Source organism: Vibrio quintilis, assembly GCF_024529975.1.
In the GTDB taxonomy this organism is placed as follows: Bacteria; Pseudomonadota; Gammaproteobacteria; order Enterobacterales; family Vibrionaceae; genus Vibrio; species Vibrio quintilis.
In genome coordinates this window covers 3,942,571-3,968,342 of sequence record NZ_AP024897.1, presented here as the reverse complement: position 1 = coordinate 3,968,342, position 25,772 = coordinate 3,942,571, and the positions used below count along the sequence as shown (strand labels likewise).

General features: G+C 44.9%; 24 protein-coding genes. 12 read left to right on the top strand and 12 right to left on the bottom strand.

The window, feature by feature from the left end; genetic code table 11:
- Positions 1 to 191: 191 nt before the first annotated feature.
- The 5 genes from OC443_RS18130 to OC443_RS18110 all read right to left on the bottom strand — a co-directional run bounded on the left by OC443_RS18130 (position 192) and on the right by OC443_RS18110 (position 5,827).
- Positions 192 to 854: a LysE family translocator gene (locus OC443_RS18130; RefSeq protein ID WP_073585708.1), complete on the bottom strand. Its 663-nt coding sequence runs from the start codon at positions 852 to 854 to the stop codon at positions 192 to 194.
- Between the two features lie 166 nt (positions 855 to 1,020).
- Positions 1,021 to 1,818: an AraC family transcriptional regulator gene (locus OC443_RS18125; protein ID WP_073585709.1), complete on the bottom strand. Its 798-nt coding sequence runs from the start codon at positions 1,816 to 1,818 to the stop codon at positions 1,021 to 1,023.
- Positions 1,819 to 1,899: 81 nt separating this feature from the next.
- Positions 1,900 to 2,796 (bottom strand): EamA family transporter RarD, encoded by an 897-nt coding sequence (rarD, locus tag OC443_RS18120; RefSeq protein WP_073585710.1) that lies wholly within the window; start codon positions 2,794 to 2,796, stop codon positions 1,900 to 1,902.
- A gap of 173 nt (positions 2,797 to 2,969) precedes the next feature.
- The gene (locus tag OC443_RS18115; protein WP_073585727.1) at positions 2,970 to 4,247 is read right to left on the bottom strand and encodes an HD-GYP domain-containing protein; all 1,278 of its coding nucleotides are present in this window, start codon (positions 4,245 to 4,247) and stop codon (positions 2,970 to 2,972) included.
- 314 nt (positions 4,248 to 4,561) lie between these two features.
- A complete protein-coding gene (locus OC443_RS18110; RefSeq protein WP_073585711.1) occupies positions 4,562 to 5,827 on the bottom strand; it encodes an HD-GYP domain-containing protein in 1,266 nt (421 codons plus the stop codon).
- Between the two features lie 278 nt (positions 5,828 to 6,105).
- On the opposite strand from OC443_RS18110, the gene OC443_RS18105 reads away from it, so the two are divergent.
- The 4 genes from OC443_RS18105 to OC443_RS18090 all read left to right on the top strand — a co-directional run bounded on the left by OC443_RS18105 (position 6,106) and on the right by OC443_RS18090 (position 9,415).
- Complete coding sequence (locus OC443_RS18105; protein ID WP_073585712.1) at positions 6,106 to 6,600, top strand: hypothetical protein; 495 nt, start codon at positions 6,106 to 6,108, stop codon at positions 6,598 to 6,600.
- A gap of 16 nt (positions 6,601 to 6,616) precedes the next feature.
- On the top strand, positions 6,617 to 7,105 hold the full coding sequence (locus tag OC443_RS18100; protein WP_073585713.1) for a hypothetical protein: 489 nt from the start codon (positions 6,617 to 6,619) through the stop codon (positions 7,103 to 7,105).
- Between the two features lie 161 nt (positions 7,106 to 7,266).
- The gene (gene recQ, locus OC443_RS18095; protein ID WP_073585714.1) at positions 7,267 to 9,105 is read left to right on the top strand and encodes an ATP-dependent DNA helicase RecQ; all 1,839 of its coding nucleotides are present in this window, start codon (positions 7,267 to 7,269) and stop codon (positions 9,103 to 9,105) included.
- A complete protein-coding gene (locus tag OC443_RS18090; protein WP_073585715.1) occupies positions 9,098 to 9,415 on the top strand; it encodes a DUF3630 family protein in 318 nt (105 codons plus the stop codon). The genes recQ and OC443_RS18090 overlap by 8 nt, the downstream gene beginning before the upstream one ends.
- Positions 9,416 to 9,490: 75 nt before the next feature.
- On the opposite strand, the gene OC443_RS18085 is transcribed toward OC443_RS18090, so the two are convergent.
- On the bottom strand, positions 9,491 to 10,588 hold the full coding sequence (locus tag OC443_RS18085) for an alpha/beta hydrolase family protein (RefSeq protein WP_073585716.1): 1,098 nt from the start codon (positions 10,586 to 10,588) through the stop codon (positions 9,491 to 9,493).
- A gap of 264 nt (positions 10,589 to 10,852) precedes the next feature.
- The gene (locus OC443_RS18080) at positions 10,853 to 11,938 is read right to left on the bottom strand and encodes an alpha/beta hydrolase family protein (RefSeq protein WP_073585717.1); all 1,086 of its coding nucleotides are present in this window, start codon (positions 11,936 to 11,938) and stop codon (positions 10,853 to 10,855) included.
- A gap of 53 nt (positions 11,939 to 11,991) precedes the next feature.
- On the opposite strand from OC443_RS18080, the gene OC443_RS18075 reads away from it, so the two are divergent.
- From OC443_RS18075 to OC443_RS18060, 4 genes are all read left to right on the top strand, one after another.
- Complete coding sequence (locus tag OC443_RS18075) at positions 11,992 to 12,249, top strand: hypothetical protein (protein WP_073585718.1); 258 nt, start codon at positions 11,992 to 11,994, stop codon at positions 12,247 to 12,249.
- 116 nt (positions 12,250 to 12,365) lie between these two features.
- Positions 12,366 to 12,884, top strand: a complete 519-nt coding sequence (locus OC443_RS18070; protein ID WP_073585719.1) for an Hcp family type VI secretion system effector — start codon at positions 12,366 to 12,368, stop codon at positions 12,882 to 12,884.
- Positions 12,885 to 13,055: 171 nt separating this feature from the next.
- Entirely contained in the window at positions 13,056 to 13,493 is a 438-nt protein-coding gene (tnpA, locus tag OC443_RS18065) for an IS200/IS605 family transposase (protein ID WP_073580231.1), read from the top strand.
- Between the two features lie 193 nt (positions 13,494 to 13,686).
- A complete protein-coding gene (locus OC443_RS18060) occupies positions 13,687 to 14,148 on the top strand; it encodes an EVE domain-containing protein (RefSeq protein WP_073583918.1) in 462 nt (153 codons plus the stop codon).
- 35 nt (positions 14,149 to 14,183) lie between these two features.
- Here the strand turns inward: OC443_RS18060 and OC443_RS18055 are convergent, their stop codons facing one another.
- The 3 genes from OC443_RS18055 to OC443_RS18045 form a co-directional block, all read right to left on the bottom strand.
- The gene (locus tag OC443_RS18055; protein WP_073583920.1) at positions 14,184 to 16,154 is read right to left on the bottom strand and encodes a TonB-dependent receptor domain-containing protein; all 1,971 of its coding nucleotides are present in this window, start codon (positions 16,152 to 16,154) and stop codon (positions 14,184 to 14,186) included.
- 63 nt (positions 16,155 to 16,217) lie between these two features.
- Positions 16,218 to 17,834: an enterochelin esterase gene (gene fes, locus OC443_RS18050; RefSeq protein ID WP_073583922.1), complete on the bottom strand. Its 1,617-nt coding sequence runs from the start codon at positions 17,832 to 17,834 to the stop codon at positions 16,218 to 16,220.
- A 62-nt stretch (positions 17,835 to 17,896) separates the two neighbouring features.
- Complete coding sequence (locus OC443_RS18045) at positions 17,897 to 18,682, bottom strand: 2,3-dihydro-2,3-dihydroxybenzoate dehydrogenase (protein ID WP_073583924.1); 786 nt, start codon at positions 18,680 to 18,682, stop codon at positions 17,897 to 17,899.
- Positions 18,683 to 18,894: 212 nt separating this feature from the next.
- Between OC443_RS18045 and OC443_RS18040 the strand changes: the two genes are divergently transcribed.
- Together OC443_RS18040 and OC443_RS18035 are read left to right on the top strand one after the other, a co-directional pair.
- Positions 18,895 to 20,076: an isochorismate synthase gene (locus OC443_RS18040; protein WP_073583926.1), complete on the top strand. Its 1,182-nt coding sequence runs from the start codon at positions 18,895 to 18,897 to the stop codon at positions 20,074 to 20,076.
- 8 nt (positions 20,077 to 20,084) lie between these two features.
- A complete protein-coding gene (locus tag OC443_RS18035) occupies positions 20,085 to 21,725 on the top strand; it encodes a (2,3-dihydroxybenzoyl)adenylate synthase (RefSeq protein WP_073583973.1) in 1,641 nt (546 codons plus the stop codon).
- Between the two features lie 62 nt (positions 21,726 to 21,787).
- On the opposite strand, the gene OC443_RS18030 is transcribed toward OC443_RS18035, so the two are convergent.
- On the bottom strand, positions 21,788 to 22,630 hold the full coding sequence (locus OC443_RS18030) for a Cof-type HAD-IIB family hydrolase (protein WP_073583928.1): 843 nt from the start codon (positions 22,628 to 22,630) through the stop codon (positions 21,788 to 21,790).
- Between the two features lie 186 nt (positions 22,631 to 22,816).
- Positions 22,817 to 23,818 carry an alpha/beta fold hydrolase gene (locus tag OC443_RS18025; RefSeq protein WP_143169350.1) on the bottom strand — a complete coding sequence of 334 codons (1,002 nt, stop codon included), beginning with the start codon at positions 23,816 to 23,818 and terminating at the stop codon, positions 22,817 to 22,819.
- A 70-nt stretch (positions 23,819 to 23,888) separates the two neighbouring features.
- On the opposite strand from OC443_RS18025, the gene rhtB reads away from it, so the two are divergent.
- Together rhtB and OC443_RS18015 are read left to right on the top strand one after the other, a co-directional pair.
- Entirely contained in the window at positions 23,889 to 24,506 is a 618-nt protein-coding gene (gene rhtB, locus OC443_RS18020; protein ID WP_073583930.1) for a homoserine/homoserine lactone efflux protein, read from the top strand.
- A gap of 10 nt (positions 24,507 to 24,516) precedes the next feature.
- The gene (locus tag OC443_RS18015; RefSeq protein WP_073583932.1) at positions 24,517 to 25,746 is read left to right on the top strand and encodes an EAL and HDOD domain-containing protein; all 1,230 of its coding nucleotides are present in this window, start codon (positions 24,517 to 24,519) and stop codon (positions 25,744 to 25,746) included.
- The last annotated feature ends 26 nt before the right edge of the window (positions 25,747 to 25,772 follow it).

Genomic DNA, 25,772 nt, shown 5'->3' with positions numbered 1-25,772 from the left:
AATCAGGTAAATTAACGATGATAGCTTTGTTATTTAGAGTGAAAAATAGTCAAATCTATGATTATCAGTATCTTATATTGATGTTTTGTTGTGATGTCGGCTGCACAAATCTCTTTTTACGCACTTGTTTGTAAGAGATCTCTTACAGCCAGATGAGAAAATCAAGATCGCTCGTGGTCAGCATTACATGGTCAGTTGAACAAATATTCTGCAACTTTTGCCAAAATAAACAATCCGGCAGCCAATAATATTAATCCACATAAACTATCGATATAGCGTGCTGCCTGAATTATTTTTTGCTGAATACGCCGGGTTGAAAGTACCCATGCCAGTAAAGCAAACCAAATTAGCGCCAGCCCCCACAGCAGGATGATGGCAAGATATTTCCCTGACAGGGAAAAACCAGCGGGAATCAACCCGGACATCAGACTAACAAAGAAAACCAGTGCTTTGGGATTCAGAATATTGGTCAGATAGCCTTGTATAAATGCGTGCTTATTGCTGTGAATCTGCTCTTTGTTCACCTGAAGAGGCGGGTGTTCCTGACTGGCAAGCCTTCGGCTGAAAAGGATTTGGCGGAGAATAGTGAATCCGGTCCAGCTGAGATATCCGCCACCTGCTAATTGGATCGCAACAAACAGCAAATGATGCTGATGGAGCAACAGGCTGATGCCCATCAGGCTGAGTATGGAATGGGTCAGAATCCCGGCAGATAATCCGCAGGCAAGATATAAACCTGTTTTTCTTCCGTATCGGGTTGTATTTCTGACTACCAGGGCAAAATCCGGTCCGGGGCTCATCAGGGCAATCCAATGGATGCCAGCCAGTGTTATGAGAATATGTGTTTCGTTCATTGTTGCTTTGTTCGCAGATCGTTTAAATTGGCAGTGATTGTGGCAGAACCGGCTGCAGGCAGCTTGTAAAATAGTGACATGGTTTTGCTTTTGTGGACGCGAGATCAGCAGGTGACAGGAATATTGCTGGTACTTGCAGGTTTTCCTGTATTTTTTGTCGTCAGTCTCAGCAAATCACAGAGGATGGCAAAATGCCGTAGGCGCGTTTGAAAGCTTTAGTGAAATGGGCCTGATCATAAAAGCCAACGTTGTGAGCGACCTCTGTACCCGTCATCCCTGACTGAATCAGCCGGAGTGCTTTTTCGAGCCGTAACCGGGTAAACCATGCATAAGGCGTTAAACCGGTTTTGGCTTTAAACTGGCGTTGAAACTGGACGGGACTTTGATGACATAACTCAGCCAGAGTTTGAAGCCTGACGGGTTGATCTAAATGAGCCAGCATATAATCCCGGATTTTATCCAGAGAGTGACAGCCAAGGGCAACCGGTGCTTCTGCCTGTCGTTGACCGTAGCGGTTCAGTAACTCAGAAAATCCATCATGAGGTAAACAATCCTTAGCCAGCCGAGATAAGTTTTGCTGCCTGAGTTTTTGATGCAGCATACTGAGCTGACCAAAAACCGCCTGATCATCAATGATCGACTGTTTAAAACTAAGCAATTGCTGTGATACAGGGCGTTCAGAGAAGTACTGACTGAACCACTCAGGATGTATTGAAAAAACACTGACGCTGTAGGCGCCGGTTGCTGCTTCTCCGTCATGAACTTCATCCGGCGGAATGATACTGATTTGGGATTGCCCGACATGGTGCTGTGCACCCCGGCAGAAAAACTTCTGTTCACCCTGCGTGATCAGGCCAATATGGATATCCAGATGATAATGGCGTTGAAAGGCAAATGCCTGATAGTCGGCTTCAATCAACCGGATTTGCTCGATTTCTGTTGAGCAGTATTGAATCTTTTCCATATTTCACCCGAAGAATGTGAAGAAGGTCCGTTGATTCATCATGAATGGGTTCATCCGGTTTGTCTTGTAAAAAATGATCATTTATACCCGACGTTGTTTTTGATGGTGTTTTAAACCTTCCAGACTAAATATCAGCAAAGCGCACCAGATAAAACCAAAAGTTATGGCTTTATCTGCCTGAAAATTTTCACCATAAATGAGAATAGCCAGCAAAAACATCAGACTCGGTCCGATATACTGGAAAAAACCCAGCGTTGAGAGCTTCAGCCGGGTTGCTGCGCCATTGAATGCCAGTAAAGGCAATGTTGTGACAATACCAGCAAGGCAAAGAAGGACATTCAGCGTCCAGACATTACTTTCCAGATGGCTGGTTGAGGTATTGGCAAGCAGAAACAGATAAATGAGTGCCGCCGGAAGCAGAATCAGCGTTTCAATAAACAGGCCCGTCCGGGCATTCACGGCCACTTTTTTACGCAGTAGTCCGTAGAGCCCGAATGTTGTTGCCAGCACGATGGCTATAACCGGTATAGACCCGAAAACTATAATCTGAAAAATGACGCCCGTTGCTGCCATTGCAACTGCAAGCCATTGAAGTTTGCGGAGCCGCTCTCCCAAAAAGATCATTCCCAGTAAGACATTCAGCAAGGGGTTAATAAAATAGCCGAGACTGGCATCTAAAAGATGATCATGATTGACTGACCATATAAACAGCAGCCAGTTTGAGCCAACCAGCACAGAGGTTGCCGTTAAGAACAGCAGTTGCTTTTTATTATTGAAAATAAACCGTACACCGAGCCACTGTTTGCTCGTGTGGATCAGTATGCCAAGAAAAACAAACGACCAGATAATCCGGTGACAGAGAATTTCTGCCGGTGGAACATGTTGGATTGTTTTGAAATAGATGGGAGCAATGCCCCACATCAGATAAGCGCTGATGGCGAAGAGAACGCCTTGTCTGGCCTGCTGGTCTTTATCCATATTCTTGTTTCTGTCAGATATGCAAACTTATTGTGTGACTAAGGTAACACTTTCCCCCGGCTTAGAAAACTGATATCCGGTGTAACCTGAAGCGGCCGCTCCAGGTGATTCGGGGATGATATTCATTTGTAGCAGACTGGCAGGGAAGTCTGGCCAGATCAATGTTTCAGACTCTAACTGCCTGAATCGATATAGTAAGAGACTTTGGCGCGGGGACTGAGATATTCAAGCACTTTCTCCGGGATTTTACCGGGCGTCACGACCGATACTACGGAGAGCTCTTCTCTATCTGACAAATCGATGATGGGTGCCTGATTTCTGGGTACGGATGCATCGTAGACAAGCACACTGGGATGAAGCAGCTGATTTGAGTTGACTGAAATGACTAAGCCAATCATGCCATTTGAGAGTTCGACCAGCGAACCGGGAGGATAAACACCCATGTATTTAATTAACAGATTCAGGTTTTCATTGTTGTAAAGATGTTTTTGTTTATATAAATAGGAAAGTGCTGCGTAAGGAATTTTTTGATCGCCGGTAATATTTGAGTGGCACCTGCTGTCGAATGCATTCGTTAATGCAACAATTTGCGCCAGTTCATCGATTTCATCGCCTTTTAATCCTTCCGGATAGCCTGAACCATCCAGCATTTCATGGTGCTGGGCAATAATTATCACAGCTTCTTCAGGAAATCCTTCGATAGTTTCTGCTATTTCAACACCATACCGGGTATGCTGTTTTAAATAGTTTTGTTCAGGTTCAGTCAGTGGTGTTTGCTTCTTCAGAATGGTTCTGGGAACTTTGATTTTTCCAATGTCATGAAACAATGATGCCATTGCCAGTAGCTTGATCTTTGCTACATCATAGCCTTTAGCCTTACCAACAATGATGGATAGAACTGCAACATTTAAGGAGTGAAAGTAAATATCCTCGGTTTCTTTACTTTTATCATTAATCAGATGCAGAGTGACATCTTCTTCATTCAGGAGAGTCGATGTGATGTGATCAACTAATTTGGTTGCTTCTCCGGCTGCATCTTCAGGGCGGTTACGGATTTTATTCATAATTGCTCTGAGGTGTGCCAGCGAGCGGTTGAACTCTTTTTCACAGCGGCTGACCCGCCGGCGATAGGCATTGAGCTTCTCTATTCGTTGTTGTTTCTCATCCCACAATTTCTGTGCTTCATCACTGAGCTGATTTTTTTCAGGCTTTGCTTCTGACTTCGTATCCGGGGAGTCCTCCTGCAGGGTTGGCGGAGGTAACGGCTGCTTATCACTTTTATCCGGATACAGGTAGACGAACGAAATCCCCAGGTGCTTGATAATTTCTATCTGCTCCTGGTTTTTCAGTTTAAAGCTGTTCAGTAAAAAAGGATGATCATTCCATTTTACCGGCAACCGGATATATAAACCTGGCTGCAAGCGATCTGAGTTTATTTTAATGCTGTCCACAATATGATGATGACTCTTAATAAAAGTGAATGAGCTTTGTATCTGATTTATTTCATCCGTTATTTCAGGAATAGTTTCAAAGGGTAGTACCGGATTTGTTAAGCATAGTTGCTGTTCATATTTCCGGGAAATGATTCGGGTGATTTTCAATCTGAAAATGAGAGTTTCACTATAAAACAGAGAGATGAAGGTAAAAAATGGTAACAGAACCAGGGTTTATTGATGGTCCGAAGCAGGCTTAGGACGCATATATACCCAGGCAACCTGCATCTTCAGGTTGTTTGGGTACAAAGCAAATTCTCTGTGTTTACAGATTATTCGTCTTTATCAAAGAAGTAGGAAATACGGGAGCGTGGGTTAAGGTATTCCAGCACCTCTTCCGGAATTTTTCCGGGAGAAAGAACAGTCACAATCGACAATGACTCTTTTTCTGAAAGATCAATAATAGGTGCCTGAGATCTGGGAACCGATGCGTCGTACATCAATACGCTGGGATAAAGCAACTGATTTGAATGCACGGAAACCACCAATCCAATCAAATCATTGGAAAGCTGAACAATTGAGCCCGGAGGGTAAACGCCCATATATTTGATTAACAGATTCAGATTTTCCTGATTGAACAGAGATTGTTGCTTATAGAGGTAGGACAACGCAGAGTAAGGGATTTTCTTCTCTTTCGGGGTATTTGCGTGACATAACACATCGAAAGCATTGGTTAATGCGACAACCTGAGCCAGCTCGTCGATCTCATTGCCACTCAGCCCTTCTGGATACCCGGAACCATCGATCATTTCATGGTGCTGGGCAATGATGCATTTGGCTTCTTCGGGGAAGTTTTCTATGGTGTCGGCGATTTCAATTCCATAGCGGGTATGTTGCCTGAGATAGTTTTGTTCGGGCTCGGTTAAAGTCCGTGTCGCCCGGACAATCTTTGACGGTACTTTTACTTTGCCAATATCATGGAACAGTGAACCTAAGGCCAGTAATTTGATTTTTTCAGCGCTGTATCCTTTGGCTTTACCTACCATCATTGATAACACTGCCACATTGAGTGAGTGGAAGTAGATATCCTCAAACTCACTGTTACTATTGATAAAGTGGAGTGTCACTTCTTCTTCGCTCAGTAGCTGTTCAACAATGTCTTCGACCAGCATCGATGCTTCAGTGACTGCATGCTGTGGCTGAGTGCGGATTTTATTCATGATTGCCCGTGTTCGGGAGAGAGAGCGTTCAAAATCTTTTTCACACTGAAGCGCTTTACGCCGGTAAGTTTTTACTTTTTCGATCCTTTTATTTTTCTCTTCCCACATCGCCTGAGCTGTTTCATCCAGTTGTTTTTTATCTGGTTCAGGCTGTTGTGTTGCTGTGTCAGCAGGCAGCGGAGAAAAATAGGGGTCAAAGTCACTCTTATTCGGATTGATAAACACATGAGAGATGCCAAGGTGCCTGATGATCTCAATTTGTTCCTGAGTTTTTAGCTTGAAGCTATTTAACAGGAACGGATGTTCGTGCCACTTTGCCGGTAAACGGATGTAAAGGCCTGTCTGTAACTGGTCAATGGTTATTTTGATATCTTCCACAACGGTACCAAACTCTGCTTCTGAACTGCTTTTTGAAAAACGGTTTCAGTATATCAGTTTAAAAATTGCTTAAAATAGCATCTCTCAGATTTTTTTATATCTTTTTTAATAACTTATACCCGTAATCTGTTTGATTGCCTGGCATAGGGATTCATACATGGTCCGGGTGGATTAATTCATAGTACCGGATCATATGATGCTGACCGTAAGCATTCACTCATGTTATTTGTTTTTTTGTCGATAACATCTTTGTTAAATTTATAAATAAGGATAGGCCTATGAAAAACTGGTGGTTGTTTGCAGCCTTGGTTGCATCATTTAGTGCTCATGTTGCGGCAGCTGATTCATTACCAGAACCCGGTAGTTTTTACATGGGGTTTTTGAAAGAAGACATTAACCAGAGTGGTGTATTCGAGTTAGGAATGAAAGGACAGGTGAATCGTTTTGTCGATGCCAATGCCGCTTTAATGTGGTTTGGTAATAATGACAATGTGTACAACGGTTTTAATTTCGGTGCGCATTTGACGACGGGTACCTGGCCTATCAAGGCTTACGCGGGTGCGGGTCTGTTCTTGGGAGAGCATGATGAATGCGATGAACAAGACACTGATATCTGTGAAACGGATTATGTAGCTGGTGTTTACCCGGAAGTTGGCGTGGAATTATCCTTTTTTCAGTTAAATGTTGCTGCTTACGGACGTTATTATAAAACATCAGACACAGGGAAGAACGAGTATAAAATGTTTGGTGCTTATATTGGGTATGATTTCTGAATGATGGTGAACTAAAGTGAATTTGAATCGTTTATTTTTTATATGTTTTTTAGGTTTTAGCGCTCATCTTTATGCCAATGAAGATATGGCGACGCCATATATTTCTGTGTTGCTTAGTGATAAGGATAGTAATTATGCTTCCGAGGTTGGAATAAGAGTCATCGATGGTCGCTTTGAAGAACAATCCGTTGCATACGCTGAGTATCAAGACGATTTTAGTAAAGATCGGGGGGTTTCATTTTCACGTTTTCTGACAACTGGTATTGCACCGCTGAAAGCATACGGAGGCGCGGGTGTTTTTATTGGCAGACATAAAGAATGCAATCGTCAGGATACGTCATCTTGTGATACAGACTGGACAGTCGGTATTGCTCCTGAAGCCGGACTGGAAGTCTCAATTCTCGATGCCAGAATATCAGTCTTTAGCCGTTATTTAAGACTCTCTAACGGTGAAACAAATGAGCGGGCTTTGGTCGGAGCGTCTATCATCTACAACTTTTTGTAGATATCAGCTTTCTGTGGAGAAACCAGCGACAATAGTCTGGCACTACTATTGCTGGTTTCTTCGTGTCACTTCATAGAATTTATGGTTTTCATCCGGCAATAACCTCTCTAGAATAGCCTGCTAAGTCACTTCTTCATCATAACCCGTATTCCGAGAGTTTCATGACAGCAGCTATTATCCCTGAACCAGACGACCTGAGCATTCAGTCACCACAAATGGTGCTGCAGCGTGTGTTTGGTTATCAGTCTTTCCGGGCGGGTCAGGTGGATATCATTGAGGCGGTGCTGCACAAGCGGGATAGTCTGGTGATTATGCCGACCGGTGGCGGAAAATCTCTTTGCTATCAAATTCCGGCGATTGTTGCTGATGGCATCACACTGGTGATTTCTCCGCTGATTTCTTTGATGAAAGATCAGGTTGACCAGCTGGTTGCCAATGGTGTCGCTGCTGCCTGTCTGAATTCATCGATGACGAAAGAAGCCCTGATGCAGGTTTATCAGCAAATCTCGCGCGGAGAACTCAAGCTATTGTATGTGTCGCCGGAACGGGTACTGATGGCTGACTTTATGGAACGGCTGAATCATCTGGATCTGGCGCTGGTTGCTGTGGATGAGGCTCATTGTATTTCCCAGTGGGGGCATGATTTCAGACCTGAGTATGCTGCACTGGGGCAACTGAAACAGAATTTTCCTCAGGTGCCGTTTATCGCATTAACTGCGACTGCTGATGAAGCGACCCGCCAGGATATTTGTCAGCGTTTGAATTTGGACCAGCCATATACATATCTGGGGAGTTTCGATCGGCCAAACATTCGTTATATGCTGGTAGAAAAGCATAAGCCGGTCTCTCAGGTCATTCGTTTTCTCGGAACACAGAAAGGGCAGTGCGGCATTATTTATTGTGGCAGCCGGAAGAAAGTTGAAATGCTGACAGAAAAGCTGTGTCAGAATCATTACCGGGCTGCGGGTTACCATGCCGGCATGGATGTGGAAGAACGTACTTATGTGCAGGAAGCTTTCCAGCGGGATGATGTTCAGATTGTGGTTGCAACTGTGGCTTTCGGCATGGGAATCAATAAGTCCAATGTCCGCTTTGTGATGCATTTTGATATTCCACGTAATATTGAATCTTACTATCAGGAGACCGGCCGTGCCGGCAGAGATGGATTACCTGCTGAAGCTGTCATGTTGTATGATCCATCTGATATAAACTGGCTGCGCCGGATGCTGGATGAGAAACCAGAAGGTCAGCAAAAGCTGGTGGAAACGCATAAACTAAATGCGATGACAGCCTTTGCAGAGGCACAAACATGTCGCCGTCAGGTGTTGCTGCATTACTTTGGTGAGCTCCGGAAGCAGCCATGCGGGAATTGTGATGTTTGCCTCGATCCTCCCAAACGTTTTGATGCGACTGAAGCGGCACAAAAAGCCTTATCCTGCGTTTACCGGGTAAATCAGAGTTTTGGGATCGGCTATGTGGTTGAAGTATTGCGGGGAATGCAAACCAGCCGTATCCGGGAAAACGGACACGATCAGCTATCGACTTATGGTCTTGGCCGGGATCACAGCCATGATTATTGGGTGAGTATATTCCGGCAGCTGATTCACAAAGGTTTTTTACAGCAAAACATCACCCGGAATTCGACGCTGCAACTGACGGAAGAAGCCCGGCCACTGCTTCGTGGAGAAGTTGAACTTGAATTGGCTGTTCCACGTCTGGATATGGCAAACCGGTCTTCAAAATCGGAGAAACTCGCCAGCAAACATTATGATCGTCAGTTGTTTGCCAAGCTCCGGAAACTAAGAAAGTCGATTGCAGATGAAGATGACATTCCACCTTATGTTGTTTTCAGTGATGCCACATTGATTGATATGGCTGAGATTCTGCCAACTTCTTATGGTGAGATGCTTGCTGTCAATGGTGTCGGGCAGCGCAAGCTGGAAAAATATGCCGATCCGTTTCTGGATCTGATTCAGGAGCATTTAACGTATCATGGTTAAATTTTGTCTGGCTGAATACCTGCGGGATGACGGTGTCCTGATCCTCGCAACCCCGGATTTCGATTTTGACTCTTTTCCGTCACTGGGAGAAACCCTGGTTTCTCTTCTCTCTGCGCATATCAAAGAAAAACAAACCGATGCGGATTTACATACCTGGCTGATTGATTTTGAAGGCACTTCGCTGTTTTTGAAAGCAGAGCACTATAGCGGTTCCATCTGGCTGGAAGCGCTTCAGCGGGAACAAAGCTTCGAGGTTTTGGACTATATCGCTGAAATATTCAGGCAAGAAATGATACCCATTGAGTGCTGAAAACCGACGTCTTTTTGATCCGGAATACCGGGACTGTTTCCAGCCCCGGCTGAATAGCACATTGTATGTTATCCATCACAATGCAGATGTTGTTTTGTAGACATTATCCTGGGGTTCTTTGGTTGTGCCACCTTCAATCTGAATCAGATGATCTGTGGTTGCCATCCATTGTTTCACTTCAGCATTGGTAGATGTTGCTGATAAGCCTGGTAACGTATTGTCTGTGACCGATGGTGTAGGATAAATAATCGACCAGAGGTAAAGCCAGATAGCGGCGCTATGCTTCGCTGCAACCTGCGTTTGATTGAAGAATTTGGTTTTTTGCTCAACAAATGCAACTGAATTATGCAGTTTAGGGTTTTCATCGCCGGCAAAAATGGTAGATACAACCGTTGAAGTCCGGTAAGAATCGATGGCAACACCACGCTTCTTCAGATCTTTTACGATATCTCTTGCGACTTCACCAACCCATTTTGAATTCAGATAACTTTTCCCGAAGTTAGAATAGAATGCATCCAGCAATGATACCCGTTGCGGAACAAGATTTTGCGCGATTTCTCCTTGATCGGATAGCTTTGCCAGTTCTTCAGTCAGACGCAGAGCAAGCTGATTTCCCAGACTATGTCCGGCAATACGGATATCGCTGCCTTTTCCCTGATAACCGGCCATACTTGCCAGATATTCCGACAGCAACAACTCGGTGACATTTTTATCCGGCCCGTCATGGTAATCTCCATTGCCATCTTTCCAGCGCATGTTATGTTTACCTGTCGCGGTCCAGATTTTTGCTTCAGCACTGTCTACATTTGCTTCATCGGCAAATTGATCCCAGTAAAATACGCCGATGTTATAACCCTGACTTATCCATAAGTTAGCCAGATCGATATCAGGATAAGTACTGCCTTCACCTGATTCATGAAATACAAACCGGTCATAACTATTCATCCTGAAAGGCTGCCAGCCATGAATCAGAATTAAGGTCGGCTTAGAAGGGTCATAATAAGAAGAACCATCCTTAGTTGTATCACCGGCTTTTTCATATTGGTTATTCGAGCCAAACCAATACAGGCCATAGCTCAGCTTGTCAAAATCTTCTTTTGGAAATACCCCGACTTTTGCCATGACATTGAGAGCAAAGAGTAATCCGGTCATTAATATGATTATTTTTTTCATTGTTCACCTATTCTGTCGTCGATAAAATGAACATTCATCATAATATGAACAATATGAAATTTGTTTTATATATTTGTGGAAGTTTGAAGATGAGCAGAATTATTTTATTTGTCATATACCCAAGCAACCTGAAGCCAGCATCTTCAGGCTGTTTGGATAAATTCAGTATTTGCTCATGCCGGTATTTATCTGTGCTACGAAAAAGATGACCCGGAATCAGGGAAGCTGAATCCGGGTCTGTGTTTATGCTTTGCGCAGGATTAATTATAACGCTGGTGCAGTTTCATAAACGTTATCTTGTGGTTCTTTGGTGTTGCCCCCTTCATTCTGGATCAGGTGATCGCTTGTCGCCATCCACTGTTTCACTTCGTCATTCGTTGAAGATGCAGACAGTCCTGGTAAAGAGTTATCCGTTACTGGCGGAGTCGGATAGATGACTGACCACAGATACAGCCAGATAGAAGCACTGTGTTTTGCTGCGATTTGCGTTTGGTCAAAGAATTTGGTTTTGAGTTCGGTAAAAGCGATAGCGTTCATTAACTTACGGTTTTCATCACCAACTAAAGGATTTGAAGTGACGAGAGATGTCCGGTATGAATCAATCGCAATGCCGTGGCTTTTCAGGTCTTTGGCAATATCCCGGATGACTTTGCCAATCCATTTGTAATTCAGATAGCTTTTAGGCAAGTTGGAATAAAAAGCATCCAGCAGAGAAACGCGTTGTGGAACAAGTGACGCGTCAATTTCTCCCTGATCTGATAATTTCGCCAGCTCTTCGGTCAGGCGCAGCGCCAGCTGATTTCCCAGACTGTGTCCGGCGATACGGATATCATGACCGGTATAGTTTGCCATACCTGTCAGATATTCAGACAAAAGCAATTCAGTGACATTCTGATCCGGCCCGTCATGATATTTTCCGTGGCTGTTTCTCCAGCGCATGTCATGCTTTCCGGTTGCAGTCCAGATTTTTGCTTCTGCACTTCTTACATTACCTTCATCAGCGAACTGGTCCCAGTATAAAACGCCGATGTTGTATCCCTGAGTAATCCACAAGTTGGCAAGGTCGATGTCAGGATAGTCACCATCAGTATTATGGAAAACAAATCGTTCTTGTTTCGCCATCTTAAAAGGTTGCCAGCCATGAATAAAAATCAGCGTCGGTTTAGAAGGGTCAAAAAAAGTGGAGCCGCTTTGTGTGGTTTCATCTGCTTTCTCATATTGGTTATCTGCACCGAACCAATACAAGCCATAGCTAAGTTCATCAAATGTCTTCTGTGGGAAGACGCCGGATTGTGCCATGACGTTGAGTGCAAAAAATAATCCTGTTAAGAGTACTACTATTTTTTTCATTATTTACCTGTAATTTGAATTGTTTGAGGTGCGGGTCATCATAATATGAACTTATGCAATTTATTTTACAGGTGTGGTGTTTTTTTGAACATGATGCCATTTTATTTACAGAAAAAATTTTTATCTGGTTTTTCTCAGCGATTATCGGGGTTTTCTCTGCTATTCAGCTCATCATAATCTATATAAAACTTGTTGTTTATTTTGCTGTGTTTTGTGATGCTGGTCCCATAAATGCCGGGCAAGATCTTGCTCGCCGGGCAACTTTTTGCTCGCCTCTGAGCAAGATCTTGCCTGTATTAATCAGAATATAAATATAAGTAATTGTTTTTTAATGAATGACCATGTTGGCACAACCATTGCTCTATACAAGAGCAAGACCAAAGCACTTGTTGCTTATATAAATGTTTAAAAATTAAGGAATTTTAGAATGCCAACTCCATGTTATATCGCGATTGAAGGCGAAACTCAGGGTTCAATTACATCAGGTGCATGTACTGCAGATTCTATCGGTGACGCATATGTTGAAGGTCACGAAGATGAGATGCTGGTTCAAAAGTTTGATCACATCGTGACTGTCCCAACTGATCCTCAGTCTGGTCAGCCTGCTGGTCAACGTGTTCACAAACCATTCAAGTTCACAGTGAACCTGAACAAAGCAGTTCCTCTGCTGTATAACGCATTAACTTCTGGTGAAAAACTGCCTTCAGTAACTCTGAAATGGTACCGTACTTCTATCGAAGGTAAGCAAGAAAACTTCTTCACGACAACACTGGAAAACGCAACAATCGTTGATATCGATTGTGCAATGCCACACTGTCAAAACCCAGCTGATTCTGACTACACTCAGAACGTTACGGTTTCTCTGACTTACCGTAAAATCACCTGGGATCACAACAACTGTGGTACTTCTGGTGCTGATGACTGGCGTAAGCCAATCGAAGCTTAATCAGCTTTCGGTTTCTGTCTTCAAAGCCCACTCTTCGGAGTGGGTTTTTTATTGTCATCCCTAAACCACCGCCTTGGGCGGTGGTGATTGAACCTTGGGGCTATTGCCCGAAGAAATGCCCATGTTAGAAGTAAACCTCTTATTCACCACAAGTAAGAGGAAACAAAAAACATGGGCGACTATAGAAGTTCATCACATGTCTATTGGCGTTGTAAATACCATATAGTTTGGACGCCGAAATACAGATTCAAGATCCTGAAAGGTAACGTAGGTAAGGAGCTTTATCGCTCAATCTATATTTTATGCAATATGAAAGATTGCGAGGTCTTGGAACTAAATGTTCAGCAAGATCATGTTCATCTGGTTGTGATAGTTCCACCAAAAGTGTCTATCTCAACGTTGATGGGGATGTTGAAAGGACGTTCGGCAATCCGGTTGTTTAACAAATTCCCGCATATAAGAAAGAAGCTCTGGGGAAATCATTTTTGGGCAAGAGGTTACTTTGTCGATACGGTTGGCGTAAATGAAGAAATCATCAGACGTTACGTCAGACACCAAGATAAGAAAGATCAAGAATACGAGGCGCAGTTAGAGTTGAAGATGAACTAACAGCGCGAGAATGCTCCCTTTCAGGGGGCTGTAAACCAAAGCCGCCTTCTAAGAAGGCGGATTTTTACTTTGAATCATTATCCGCTTTTTTCTGCTGCTCTTCGTTCATTTATTGTGACTTTGAACGATTGTTTCATTTCGCAGACAACTCCCGTTAAACTTACCTTATCAAAAATTATTCATTCAGAGACTCATGGCTTATTGGTTATTCAAAACAGAACCGGATACTTTTTCGATTGAAACATTGCGTGAGCAGCAACGTTCCTGCTGGGAAGGTGTGCGAAATTATCAGGCACGAAACATGATGCGTGATGAGATCCAATTAGGTGATGAAGTGTTGATTTATCACTCTTCCTGCAAGCAGATTGGTGTTGCCGGGATTGCGAAAGTGGTGAAAACTGCTTATCCGGATCATTTCGCTTTTGATCCGGAAAGTGACTACTATGACCCAAAATCAACCCCGGAAAATCCCCGCTGGATCATGGTGGATATTGAGTTTGTGCGTAAAACAGAGCGAATTATTCCGCTGGCGGTGATGAAAAACATCCCTGAGCTGGCGGAGATGCCGTTGGTGAAGAAAGGCAACAGATTATCGGTAATGCCGGTGACGGAAGATCAGTGGCGTACAATCCTTGAACTGGAAAATGGCAGATAACACAAGCGGTGCCTGTGTTATCTGGTTAAGCAATTTTACATATCAAAACTAAGCATCATATAGTAAGTCCGGCCTGTTTCTGTCTCTTCATAATCCTGATCGGTATGGTCAAGACGTTTATCAAACAGGTTGGTTATGCCGGATTTGATCTGCCACTGGTCATTGATTTGATAGCTGGCACCCAACGTAAAGACAGCGTATGCACTAAGAGAGTTTCCGTCGCTGTCTTTTTGTTGGCCTGTATAGTTGATGCCGGTAAACAGACTGAGGTTCTCGCTGGCATACCAGTGAAGATTCGCATTTGCCAGCCATCTTGGTGTATAGGCTATCTCTGATTTATCTGACTGATCGATTGCTCTGGTATATGTAGCATTTGTGGTCAGATAGAAGTCTTCACTCAGGTCGAATTCTCCTTCATATTCAAATCCTTTTGTTTCAACTTCATCAATGTTGACGTAGTGAATCAGATACTTTCCATCGCTGCTGCTGCCGACATGGTTCTCCAGATCGCGGTCAATCATGTCTTCGATTTTATTAAAAAATCCTGTGACCTGAACTTGCCAGCTATCCTGATGATAGAAAGCCGTCATCTCATAAGTTTTTGAGGTTTGCGGATCTAAGTCGGGGTTACCGATCAGGTAGCAGCGCCCGCCGCAGCTGATAAGAGAGAAATCGTTGGATGACTGGAAAATGGTGGGGGCTTTAAAGCCTTCTCCATAACCGCCTTTTAGCGTCAGATTATCCGTTGCATCAAAAACCATATAAGCACGTGGGCTGAAGTTGCTGCCAAACTGGTTATGGTGTGTATATCTGCCGCTGAGTGTCAGTTTTAGTGTCTCTGTGATGCCCAGCTCATCCTGCAGGTAAAACGCATTTTGTGTCACGGAACGATCATCAGAATAATCCCGATCATTGTCGATATTTGTATAAGCCGTCTCAAACCCCGTGGTTAGCATCTGATTTGACAGAACTGGCAGGGAAGCCTTGCCATTGAATGTATGATTACTCTGAGTCATATCAGTTTCAGCAACCAGCGGATGGGAATTGTTTTCATGAACTTTAGCATGTTCGTAGAAATAGCTGATATCGGTTGTACCCCAGTTCCACTGGCGTTGATGGCCCAGATTACCGGTCAGTTTTTTACTATCGTAGATGTTGTCCCATTTGCTGGCCGAAGTATCAATTTCCCGCCGGTGATCATGGGTGTAGCCTAAGTCCAGCAACACTTTATCCTGCGCTGATGCCAGCCAGGTCAAGCCAGTATTCAGACCGGTCCGTTTCTGTTCCGCTAATGGAGAAAAGTTATCGCCGGCATCATCCGGATACCAGCCATCTCTGTTACTGACATCAAGTGAGGCTGTATACAAAAGTGTATCCGGAACCAGCGTACCGCTGATAAAACCTTTGGCATTTTTCAGTTCGCCATCTGCATCGGGTGCGACGCCGCTGGCATGATTATCACCGGGTTTGCTGTAGGTGAGTGTACCGGAAACCCGTGTATCTTCAGCCGGTTGTTTTAAGATCACATTCACGACCCCGCCGAGAGCTTCACTGCCATATATTGATGACATCGGCCCACGAACCACTTCGATATGATCAATCGCACTCATCGGAATAGAAGACAGGTCAAACCCGGCCCCACGGATGACTGTTTCACCAGAACTGATACGACGGCCATTAATCAGCAGCAGCGTATAGTTGCCATTTGCGGAGTTACTATTATGCAGCCCGCGGATAATAATCTTTGGTTCACTCCCGGTACTTTTGGAGATATTGACACCGGCAACATTTTCAAGCGCCGCGGAAATATCCGTTGCTGGCAGGCGATTGAGTTCTTTATTGGTAATCACAGAAACGGAAGCTGGGGCTTCCTGTATTGAAACTGCATTCGTGGTTGCAGTCACAACCATGACATCCTCCGGATTCGTCTCTTGCGGGGTTTCTGCGAAAACAGAATGGCTGAGTAGTGCTATGGCCACTGCATAACTCAATTTGAGGTATTTCATACGTCTCCTTGTTTTGTTTTTATAACTTATCTGCTTTTTTTGATCTGGTGATATGTATGATCACTATTCATCGCTGATCTGCTGCGATGTCTCATCACTTTGGTGACTGAATAACCTGATGAGTCCGTTGGCGATTGTGACCCGCCAGCTAAAATAGTCATGTCCGCTGGCTACCTCTTCAAACATTACCGGATAGCCTTTCGTTTTCAGCACCTGATAAAGTGCCCGGTTGGTTTGTAAGATATTGGCAAACTCAGGTTTTGTTTCGAAAAGACCTGCATTCATATAGATTTGAATGGGCAGTTTTGGCTGCTGACGAAGCTGTGCTGTTAACCATTGCGGATGAGCTTTATCCGGCCCCCACCAGAATGAACCGGACTGACTGAGTACTTTCCCGAACGTTTCAGGATGGCGGGTGGCGACATATAAAGAGGCGAGTCCGCCAAAGCTGGAGCCGGTCAGCACAGTATCTTCTCCTGAAGGAGTTATACCGAGTGAGTGATGCAACCACGGCATCAGTTCTGTTGCCATGAAATCAGCAAAAACCGGATTGGGCGGCAGCTCTTTTGACCTTAAACTGGGTAAAGGGGTATGGATGAAAACTGCCCGCATCGGCGGAATTTGATGTGCTGCAATCAGGTTATCCAAAATAGTGGGTGTTGGTACTTTGGACAGATAATCATCGCCATCAAACAGAATCAGCAGCGGGGCATCTGCAGGAAGCGGCTGTTGGGCTGCCGGTTCATACACTGTGATCTTCCGGTTGTTTCCCAACAGTTGACTGAAAAACTGATACTGTTGAGTGTTTCCCTGTGGTGAATTGCTCTGCCGGGTGTATTTATCATCGGGAGCCTGACCATAAGTGATCGTGGATGCCTGACCAAACCGGATGTCATCGCCGGCAAAATGGGACGTATTCAGAGGGTCCGGGCCGACAGTTGCCAGAACAGCCTGACGCTGCTCGCGCCATTGATTTTCTTCGATCTGAGGGACATCCGGTGCCAGGCGGTAAGAAAAACGGGTGCCGTCAGGAATGGTATAGGTTTTATACCAGATTTCACTGTTTGCTAAATGTGACATATAAGCGTGACCGTCGTATGGTGCGCCTAAAATCCGGACGTTATCTGCTTTACCACGCCATAAAAAGGTCAACAGGGCATTTCCGTCCGGCTGTGGCTCGAGGAGCGGCGTTCCCTGCTGCCGGATCTTCTGCCAGAAATCCGGTTCAGCTTCTGGCCGCTTTTTTTCGATGCCCGCTGCGGCTTTTAAAAGTAACGGACTGGTGATTACATCCTGTGGATTTACAGACTGATTCGCTTTCAGGGGCAGACCATATAAATGCACCTGAACCGAGGCTTTTTCCGGGGTATTTGTCTGCAATCTGAGCCGGTAACTTCCGCTTGTCTCAACCTTCCAGAATATTTCACCTTCCCGCTGCCCGGTTTTGAGCAATGACTTGATGATCTGATTCTGTGGGTTAAGGATACTGGCTTCATTGAGGGGAACCAGACTTTGTATATTGCCCCTGATGTACTGTCCTGCCGATAATGGCAGTATGATCTCCTGTTGCTGGTCAAACTGATAGGTTTGCAGTAATTCGGGTTGTTGAGGCGAATGACTGCAAGCGATAAGGGTTGCCGATGTGATTGCAACCACTGCTGAAGAAATATATTTATCCATACATGTAAATGATAATGATTATTAATTTTATTATCAGTTTTATGGATTATACAGACAAGTGCTTAGTGATCAAGTGTAGCGCCACCATCAACTCTTAAATCATGCAAAGTGATATGGTTTGCAGCGTCGGAAAGCAGGAACAGGACTGTACCGGCAATATCGTCAGGTTCTGCGATTTTGCCGAGTGGGATACCAAGGCGAAAATGTTCTGCGTTGCCGGCAATGACCTCAGATTCGCCATAATTTTCTGTCCACAACTGCGCCTGCATTTCGGTCCGTGTTGAACCCGGGCTGACAATGTTGCAACGGATACCGTGTGGGGCGAGTTCCATACCCATACATTTCACCATCATATGCAGCGCAGATTTTGAAGCGGCATATGCACCAATGCCTGCACGGGGAGTATTGGCGGCATTAGAGCCAATGATGACCATATTGCCGTGCCGGCGCTCAGCCATTTTTTTTCCGATCGCCTGCATCAGGGCAACAGTCCCGTAAACATTCACTTCAAATATTTCCTGAATATTGCTGACGGGCATAGTTGTCAGTGGATGAACGTGGAGTAAACCGGCGCAACTGATCAGATGATCGATCGGGCCATATTCAGAGTCCCAGTGTGCAATCTGTCCATTGATTTCTGCGTGATGAGCCAGGTTGAGTTCATGGCAAATGAGTTGATTGGGATAGTCTTTGAGAAGACTTTGGTTTTTTTCTTTGAGCGCTGAAAGGCTGATATCTGTCGAAATCACCCGGGCGTTATTGTGGAGAAGTTGTTTGAGAACTGCGAAGCCAATGCCGCCTCCGGCACCGGTAAGAAGGATTGTTTTATGGTTCAGGTTATCGCTCATGATTGTTTTCCATTTTTAGTTCAATGTCCGGAAATACGGATCGCCTGTATCGGATAAAGAAAGGATTTCCCTGATACAGAAAATATGGTATTTGTTTATTAAAGGAATATTAATGATAATTGTTCGTATTCTCAAATGAAATGATGTCTATATTTATTTCGCAAGAGGTATGGACTTAAACAACGCAGGCAACTGGTAAAGAGGAATCTGTGATGAAGCGTAAAGTGATTGGCTACGACTACATGGATGAAATGATAGCAAACCATTCGTTTGAAGAGTGTCCGTTCTTTTTTTCATCGCCCGCCAATACATTGTTTGGTACCGGGGTTGAACAGTCACTCGAACAGGTGATTCCCTTCAAAGAACTGGCTGAAAAAGCGCAACAGTTACTGAACAGGGCAAAAAAAAGTGAGGTGGATAATCCGGTTCTTTTCGGACTCGTTCCTTTTAGCGAGGGTAATCCGACCCGGTTTATTGTTCCGCAGCGTTTATACGCGTCGGGAACACCAAGGGCGCTGTATCAAAGTGAACCGGCTAAATCGAAGGCTATGCTGGTTTCTTCTCCGTCCGGTGAAAAGTACAAGCAAGGCGTGATGGATGCGCTGGATCGTTTTTCCAGTTCAGAATTATCAAAGGTTGTGTTGTCCAGATCGATTGAAATTGAGTCAGAGAAAGAGATTGATCGGTCCTGTTTGCTGAGAAACCTGCTGAAGGTCAATCCCTGCGGGTATACTTTTTCGGCAAGTCTGAATGGCGGGCGGAGTATGATTGGAGCCAGCCCGGAATTACTGGTTGCCAAAAGGGGGGCACATGTGACTTCCAATCCGCTGGCAGGCTCCCGGCCACGAGCTGCAAGTCAGGCTGAAGATGAGCAGGAACGGCAGTATTTACTGAACTGTACCAAGGAGCTTCATGAACACCAGCTGGTTGTGGAGGAAGTTGAACGGGTACTTAGTCAGCACTGTCATAATCTGTATACGCCGATGGTTCCATCTGTGATTGAAACCAACTCAATGCTGCATTTGTCGACCCGCCTGGAAGGTCATGCTGTGAATCCGCAGATCAGTGTTTTGCAGGTTGCATCTGAATTACATCCGACGCCTGCTGTATGTGGATTTCCCCGTCAGCCGGCCTATGAAGCTATTTGCGATATAGAACAATATGACCGGGGATATTTCACCGGCATGATTGGATGGTGTGATGCCCGTGGTAATGGCGAGTGGGTGGTGACGATTCGTTGCGCAGAAGTGGATAAGCGGCTGATGAAAGTTTATGCCGGGGCGGGGATTGTGACGCAGTCCAGACCGGAAAGTGAATTGCATGAAACCGGCGCCAAAATGGGGACGATTCTCTCTGCTGCGGGGATCGAACTGGAAGATATGTTGGTGGCCTGAGAATGAATATGGAACAAGATTTTACGCCATGGCCTGACTCCCTTGCTGAACAATATCTGGAAAGTGGTTGCTGGCAGCAGAAAACCTTGGTTGATTACCTTGATAAATCTGTGGACAACTTTGGTGATAACACGGCAATTATCTGTGGAAACTCTGTTTTTTCTTACCGGGAAATGCGGGATAAAATTACGGGGATTGCTCACGGGCTGCTGAAACTTGGGTTGAGGCCCGGTGATTCTGTTATTTTGCAAATGACAAACATCGCTGAATTTTATTTTTGTTTTTTTGCTTTATTGCAAAATGGCATTCGCCCGGTGATGGCGTTACCTGCACATCGCCACCAGGAAATCTCTTATTTTTGTCAGCATACTCAGGCAAAGGCTTACCTGACCGATGGCAGTCCGGCTGGCTTTGATTATCAAAAACAGGCGTTGGCTGTTGCCGGAACGTGTCCGTTACTTCAATGGATCATCGTGACAGGAGAGGTTCGTATTGAGGATGAGCGGTTTGTTGCGTTAAATCAGCTGACAGGTACCGGGCCATTTGATGAAGTTACACCTGCGACAAAGCCGGATGATGTGGCTTTCTTTCAGTTATCCGGCGGGACGACCGGCACACCAAAGCTGATTCCCAGAACACATCGTGATTACGCATATAGTGTTGTCGGAAGTATTGATATCTGTCGCATTCAGCCTGAAACCCGGTTTTTGTGTGTTTTGCCTGCTGCCCATAATTATCCGATGAGCTCTCCGGGTGCTCTGGGTGTATTTTTTGCCGGTGGATGTGTCGTGATGGCGGCAGACCCATCACCGGGTGCAGCTTTTAAACTGATAGAGAAACACCGGGTTAACTTTGTTCCTTTGGTGCCTCCTCTGGCTTTACTCTGGATGGAGCTTGCTGATAAGACTGAAAGTGATATTTCCAGCCTTGAGATAGTGCAGGTCGGCGGCGCAAAATTCAGTGCTACGGCCGCAGGCAGACTACCGGAGAAACTGAATTGCCGCTTGCAACAGGTATTCGGCATGGCTGAAGGGCTGGTGAATTATACCCGTCTGGATGATCCGCCTGAGCAGGTTTATCAAACGCAGGGGCGACCGATTTCTTCCCGTGATCAGATCCGGATTGTGGATGAATCGGGGCGGGATGTTCCTCCGGGGGAAGAAGGGCTGCTGCTGACGCAGGGGCCGTACACGATTCGGGGGTATTTTCGTGCTCCGGAGCATAATGCCAGATCGTTCACTGCGGATGGTTTTTACCGGACTGGTGATATTGTGCGCCAGACAGAAGAGGGGAACCTGATCGTCACCGGGCGGGATAAAGATCAAATCAACCGGGGTGGAGAAAAAATTGCGGCCGAAGAGATTGAGAATCTGTTGCTGCGGCATCCGCAGGTTCACGATGTTGCCTTAATCGCGGTTCCGGATGATTTTCTGGGAGAGCGAAGCTGTGCCGTTGTTGTCAAGCGGGGTGAGGAAAATCTCCGGCCGGTTGTGTTGAAAAAGTTTCTTCATCAGTCAGGGCTGGCTGATTTTAAAATTCCTGATTTGATTCATTTTACCGGAGAGTTACCTAAAACTCCGGTGGGTAAAATTAACAAGAAGCTTCTTCGTGAAATCTATGCGGATGGCGGGTTAATTCAGGTTGGTTGAGAAATCTGATACAGACCGCGGGGTATCTGAGCTGGTGCCCGAACCCCGCGATTGTTTCAGTATTAAGCAATACAGTCCGCTATGGTCAGCAGGTTTGCTTCCAGATAGCGGGCGACTGAGTCATGTTCATTGCTGCCGATTCTCTGGATTTCGGGCAGAGCGGCCATGACTTTTTCATGGGCAGTTTCCATCACCAGGCCGGTTCCGGCCATTGTCAGCATCTCTATATCGTTCATACCATCACCAAAGGCGACGCAATCGTCGAGTGATTTGTTCAGTGACTGAGCGACAACGTCGAGAGCGTGTCCTTTGGAAATGCCTGGCCCCATGACTTCAAGACACCAGGGACTGGAAAAAGCAACCGTGACCTGATTCGTAAATTGCTGATTCAGTTTCTCTTCGTACGTTGTCAAAATGTCATGATCTCTGTTTTTATGCGTGAAGAAGACTTTGGACACGCCATCCAGAGGTGGATTGTTGACATCAAACAGCCGGTAGCTGAAGCCAGACTCATTGTGAAAATCTTTCAATCTTTGATCTTCATGGCTGATCAACCATTCATCATGACGGTAAAGATGGATAAAGATATCTTCATCATGACTGAGAACCTGAATAATCGCCGGAATCAGATTCTCCGGTACATTACTGCTGAACATGAGTTGATCATCCGGATCGTGAATTCGTGCACCATTGGATGTGATCATATAAGCCGGAATACCAGCCATTTTACGAATTCCACTCACATCAACGTGATGACGTCCGGTTGCAAAAACAAAAGTGAACCCATTTTGATGAAGGGTTTTGAGCGTATTCCTGGTATACGGACTGAGCTTGTGATCAGGGGCGAGAAGCGTGCCATCAAGATCAGAGGCAACAATGTGAATCTCTTTGTTGGTTGATGTCATAACATCCTCAATGGTGGGTGACTGCTCTAAGCATACGCTGGTATGACCTGAATTCAGCCACAGTTTCGGGAACTGAGTATTTTGTAAGATATTCTACGCAAACATAAAGGGGAAAAAGAGGGTAAATGTATTCTTGTTCATTTCCTCTTTTGCCCATTATCGGAATTGAAGATCGCAGGAAAAGCGTTAACTTTCCTGCCTGCAGGTGTCAAAGAAACGGATAATTTCGTTGAGAGTCTGGCTTCGATACTGATCTGATTCAAACAGTAATTCATGTCTTGCGCCGTGAATCACGGTTAATTTACTGCGTGGGTTCGTTTGAGAAAGTTTATGGTAAAACTTTACCTGTGAAGCATTATTCACAAGAGTATCGCTGCCAGCCTGAAGAATCAGTGTCGGCAGATTGATTCTGCGTATTTGCCTGTGACATTGCTTGAGCGCAATTAAAGTTTGCCAGACCCAGTGACTGCTGGGGCCGCCGATTTTTATTTCCGGATGTTGTTCATACAGATTACGAAACCATTGATACCGTACTCTGCTATGGGTGAGCGGATTACCTTCGAAGGGCTTATTTTCGTATGCAGAATATCCTGGTGCATAGTCGGAGCCAGTATCCCGGCTGGCAAGATACCGGGCTAACGGGTGGATAACCGGCCGTAAATGTAAAGGAACATTTAAACCGATCATCGGCGCAGACATCGCCATTGCATGGAATATATGGTGCGGATGCGTTTGAATATATCGTGCAGCTATCGCACTACCCATTGAATGGGCCAATAAGAAACGATATTGGTATTCCAGATGTGAAAATTGTTCCAGAACATATGATATATCAAGGATATAATCTTCGTAGCTTCTGACATATCCAATTTGTTTATTGTCAGTGAGGCGATCAGATAATCCCTGACCACGATGATCAAGGGAATAGACATCATAACCCTGATGATAAAGCTCGAAGAATACTTCCTGATATTTCAGGACTGACTCTCCCCGGCCATTGAGAATAAAGACCATTTTTTTATGTTTGGGGTGGGTCAGGCGACACCAGTAAATTTGTTTATTATCGAATGCTGTGACTTTTCCTTCTTCCCGTTTTTGCCATAAGGTTAGAATGTCTTTATTGATAGCTTGCTCAAAGAGAGACTCTTGAGTATAAGAAGAAGGTGGCATCGCATGTTGGTTCATCATTATACAACTCAGTGGCAGTGTCATCTGGCGCCAGGATTTACCAGCGTATTTTAATATAGAGGAATTATCAATGGATCTACACGTTTGGCTGGCATATATTGCAACCGCAGTGATTTTTAGCCTATCTCCGGGATCCGGAGCTGTAAATTCTATCACTAATGGTTTGACTTATGGGATGAAGAAATCATTGATTTCTATCCTTGGTTTGCAGCTGGGACTCACATTTCATATTGTTTTTGTTGGCGCCGGGATCGGCGCGCTGGTTGCTGAATCGGCCATGGCGTTTGCTGTGATTAAATGGATTGGTGTGGCCTATCTTATTTGGCTTGGTATTCAGAAATGGCGGGATACTTCGCATTTTGTTGTGAGCCATCCCAAAGATCTGAGTCCCCCTCCAACAATGCTTTACAAGTCGATGCTGATCAATCTGACGAATCCTAAATCGATAGTTTTCCTCGTTGCATTATTTCCTCAGTTTATTGAGCCGGAATCTCCGCATTTACCACAGCTGGTCATCTTAGGTATCACGACAGTCGTGATAGATACGCTGGTGATGGTCTTTTATACCGCAATGGCTGCCCGGATGGGGCGGTGGGTGAAGTCTGATAAAATGATGTGCCGGTTAAATAAAGTTTTTGGTTCCGCTTTTTTTGGATGTGGCGCTTTACTCGCAGTTGCGAAAGCGTAGGGTTTTATTAATGCAATACTATACATATGTTGCCCGACAGCCAATTCTGAATAAAAAAGGTGTCACACTTGGGTATGAACTTTTATTTCGTGACGGTGAATCGAATGCGTTTCCCGCACATGTGAATTCTGAACGGGCAACTTACCGGCTGGTGGTTGAAAACCTGACAGCTATCGGCAAGAGTTCAGAACATGGCAGAGCCCGCTGTTTTATTAACTTCCCGTATAAAAGTCTGATTCGTCGTTTGCCTTTTGCCTTACCTAAAGATGCCGTCGTTATTGAGATATTAGAGACCTGTCCGCCGAGCGATGAACTACTGTCAGTCATTAAGGATCTGAACCGGCAAGGTTATATGCTCGCACTGGATGATTTTGCTTATTCGCCTGAGTGGGAGCGCTTTTTACCCTACATACATATTGTAAAGCTTGATGTCATGGCTTTAGGAATTCAGGCGGCCTGCGATATTGTGAAAGAACGATTGACTGATGGATGCAAGTGTCGCTTTCTGGCGGAAAGGGTAGAAACGGAGCAGGAGTTTCGTTTTGCGAAAGAAGCCGGTTTTTCTTTGTTTCAGGGATATTATTTTAAAAAGCCGGAATTAATCAAGAAACGTTACTTCGGGCCAAAGCAAGTGACTGCAATGAGTTTGTTCCATGAAGTTTGCCGGCCAGAGATAAACTACGATCGGGTGGAGCAGATTATTGCAACCGATGTGACTCTGTCCTATAAACTCTTGCATTTTGTGAACCTGCTTTCCGATCGGATCAGCGATGGTATTTCCTCTTTTCGTCAGGCGTTAATTTATTTAGGGCAAGATAAGTTAAAGTCTTTTGTCTCTTTGACAGCGGCGTCTTATATTGCGGTGAATAAACCAAAGGAGCTGTACCGGTTATCTTTACAGCGGGCGCAGTTTTGTCAGCTGATGTCCGCTCACCCTATGTTTCGTGAATACAGGGAGCAGGCTTTTCTGGTCGGGCTGCTTTCTGTTCTTGACGCTATTTTAGATACTTCTATTGAAAATCTTCTGGAGCAGCTTCCGCTTCAGTCAACAGTGAAGCGGGCATTATCCCGGCGGGAAGGCACATTAGGAAATTTGCTGCTTTTGCAGGAGTGCTTTGAAACCGGGGACTGGAACGGGCTTGAATATGGCTGTCGAAAACTGGGCCTGCAACTGGAAGACGTCAACCTATTTTTACATAAAGCTTTATGCTGGAGTAACCATGTACAACGGGCCGTTTAGCTTCTGTTTTATGGTACTTTTTTGGT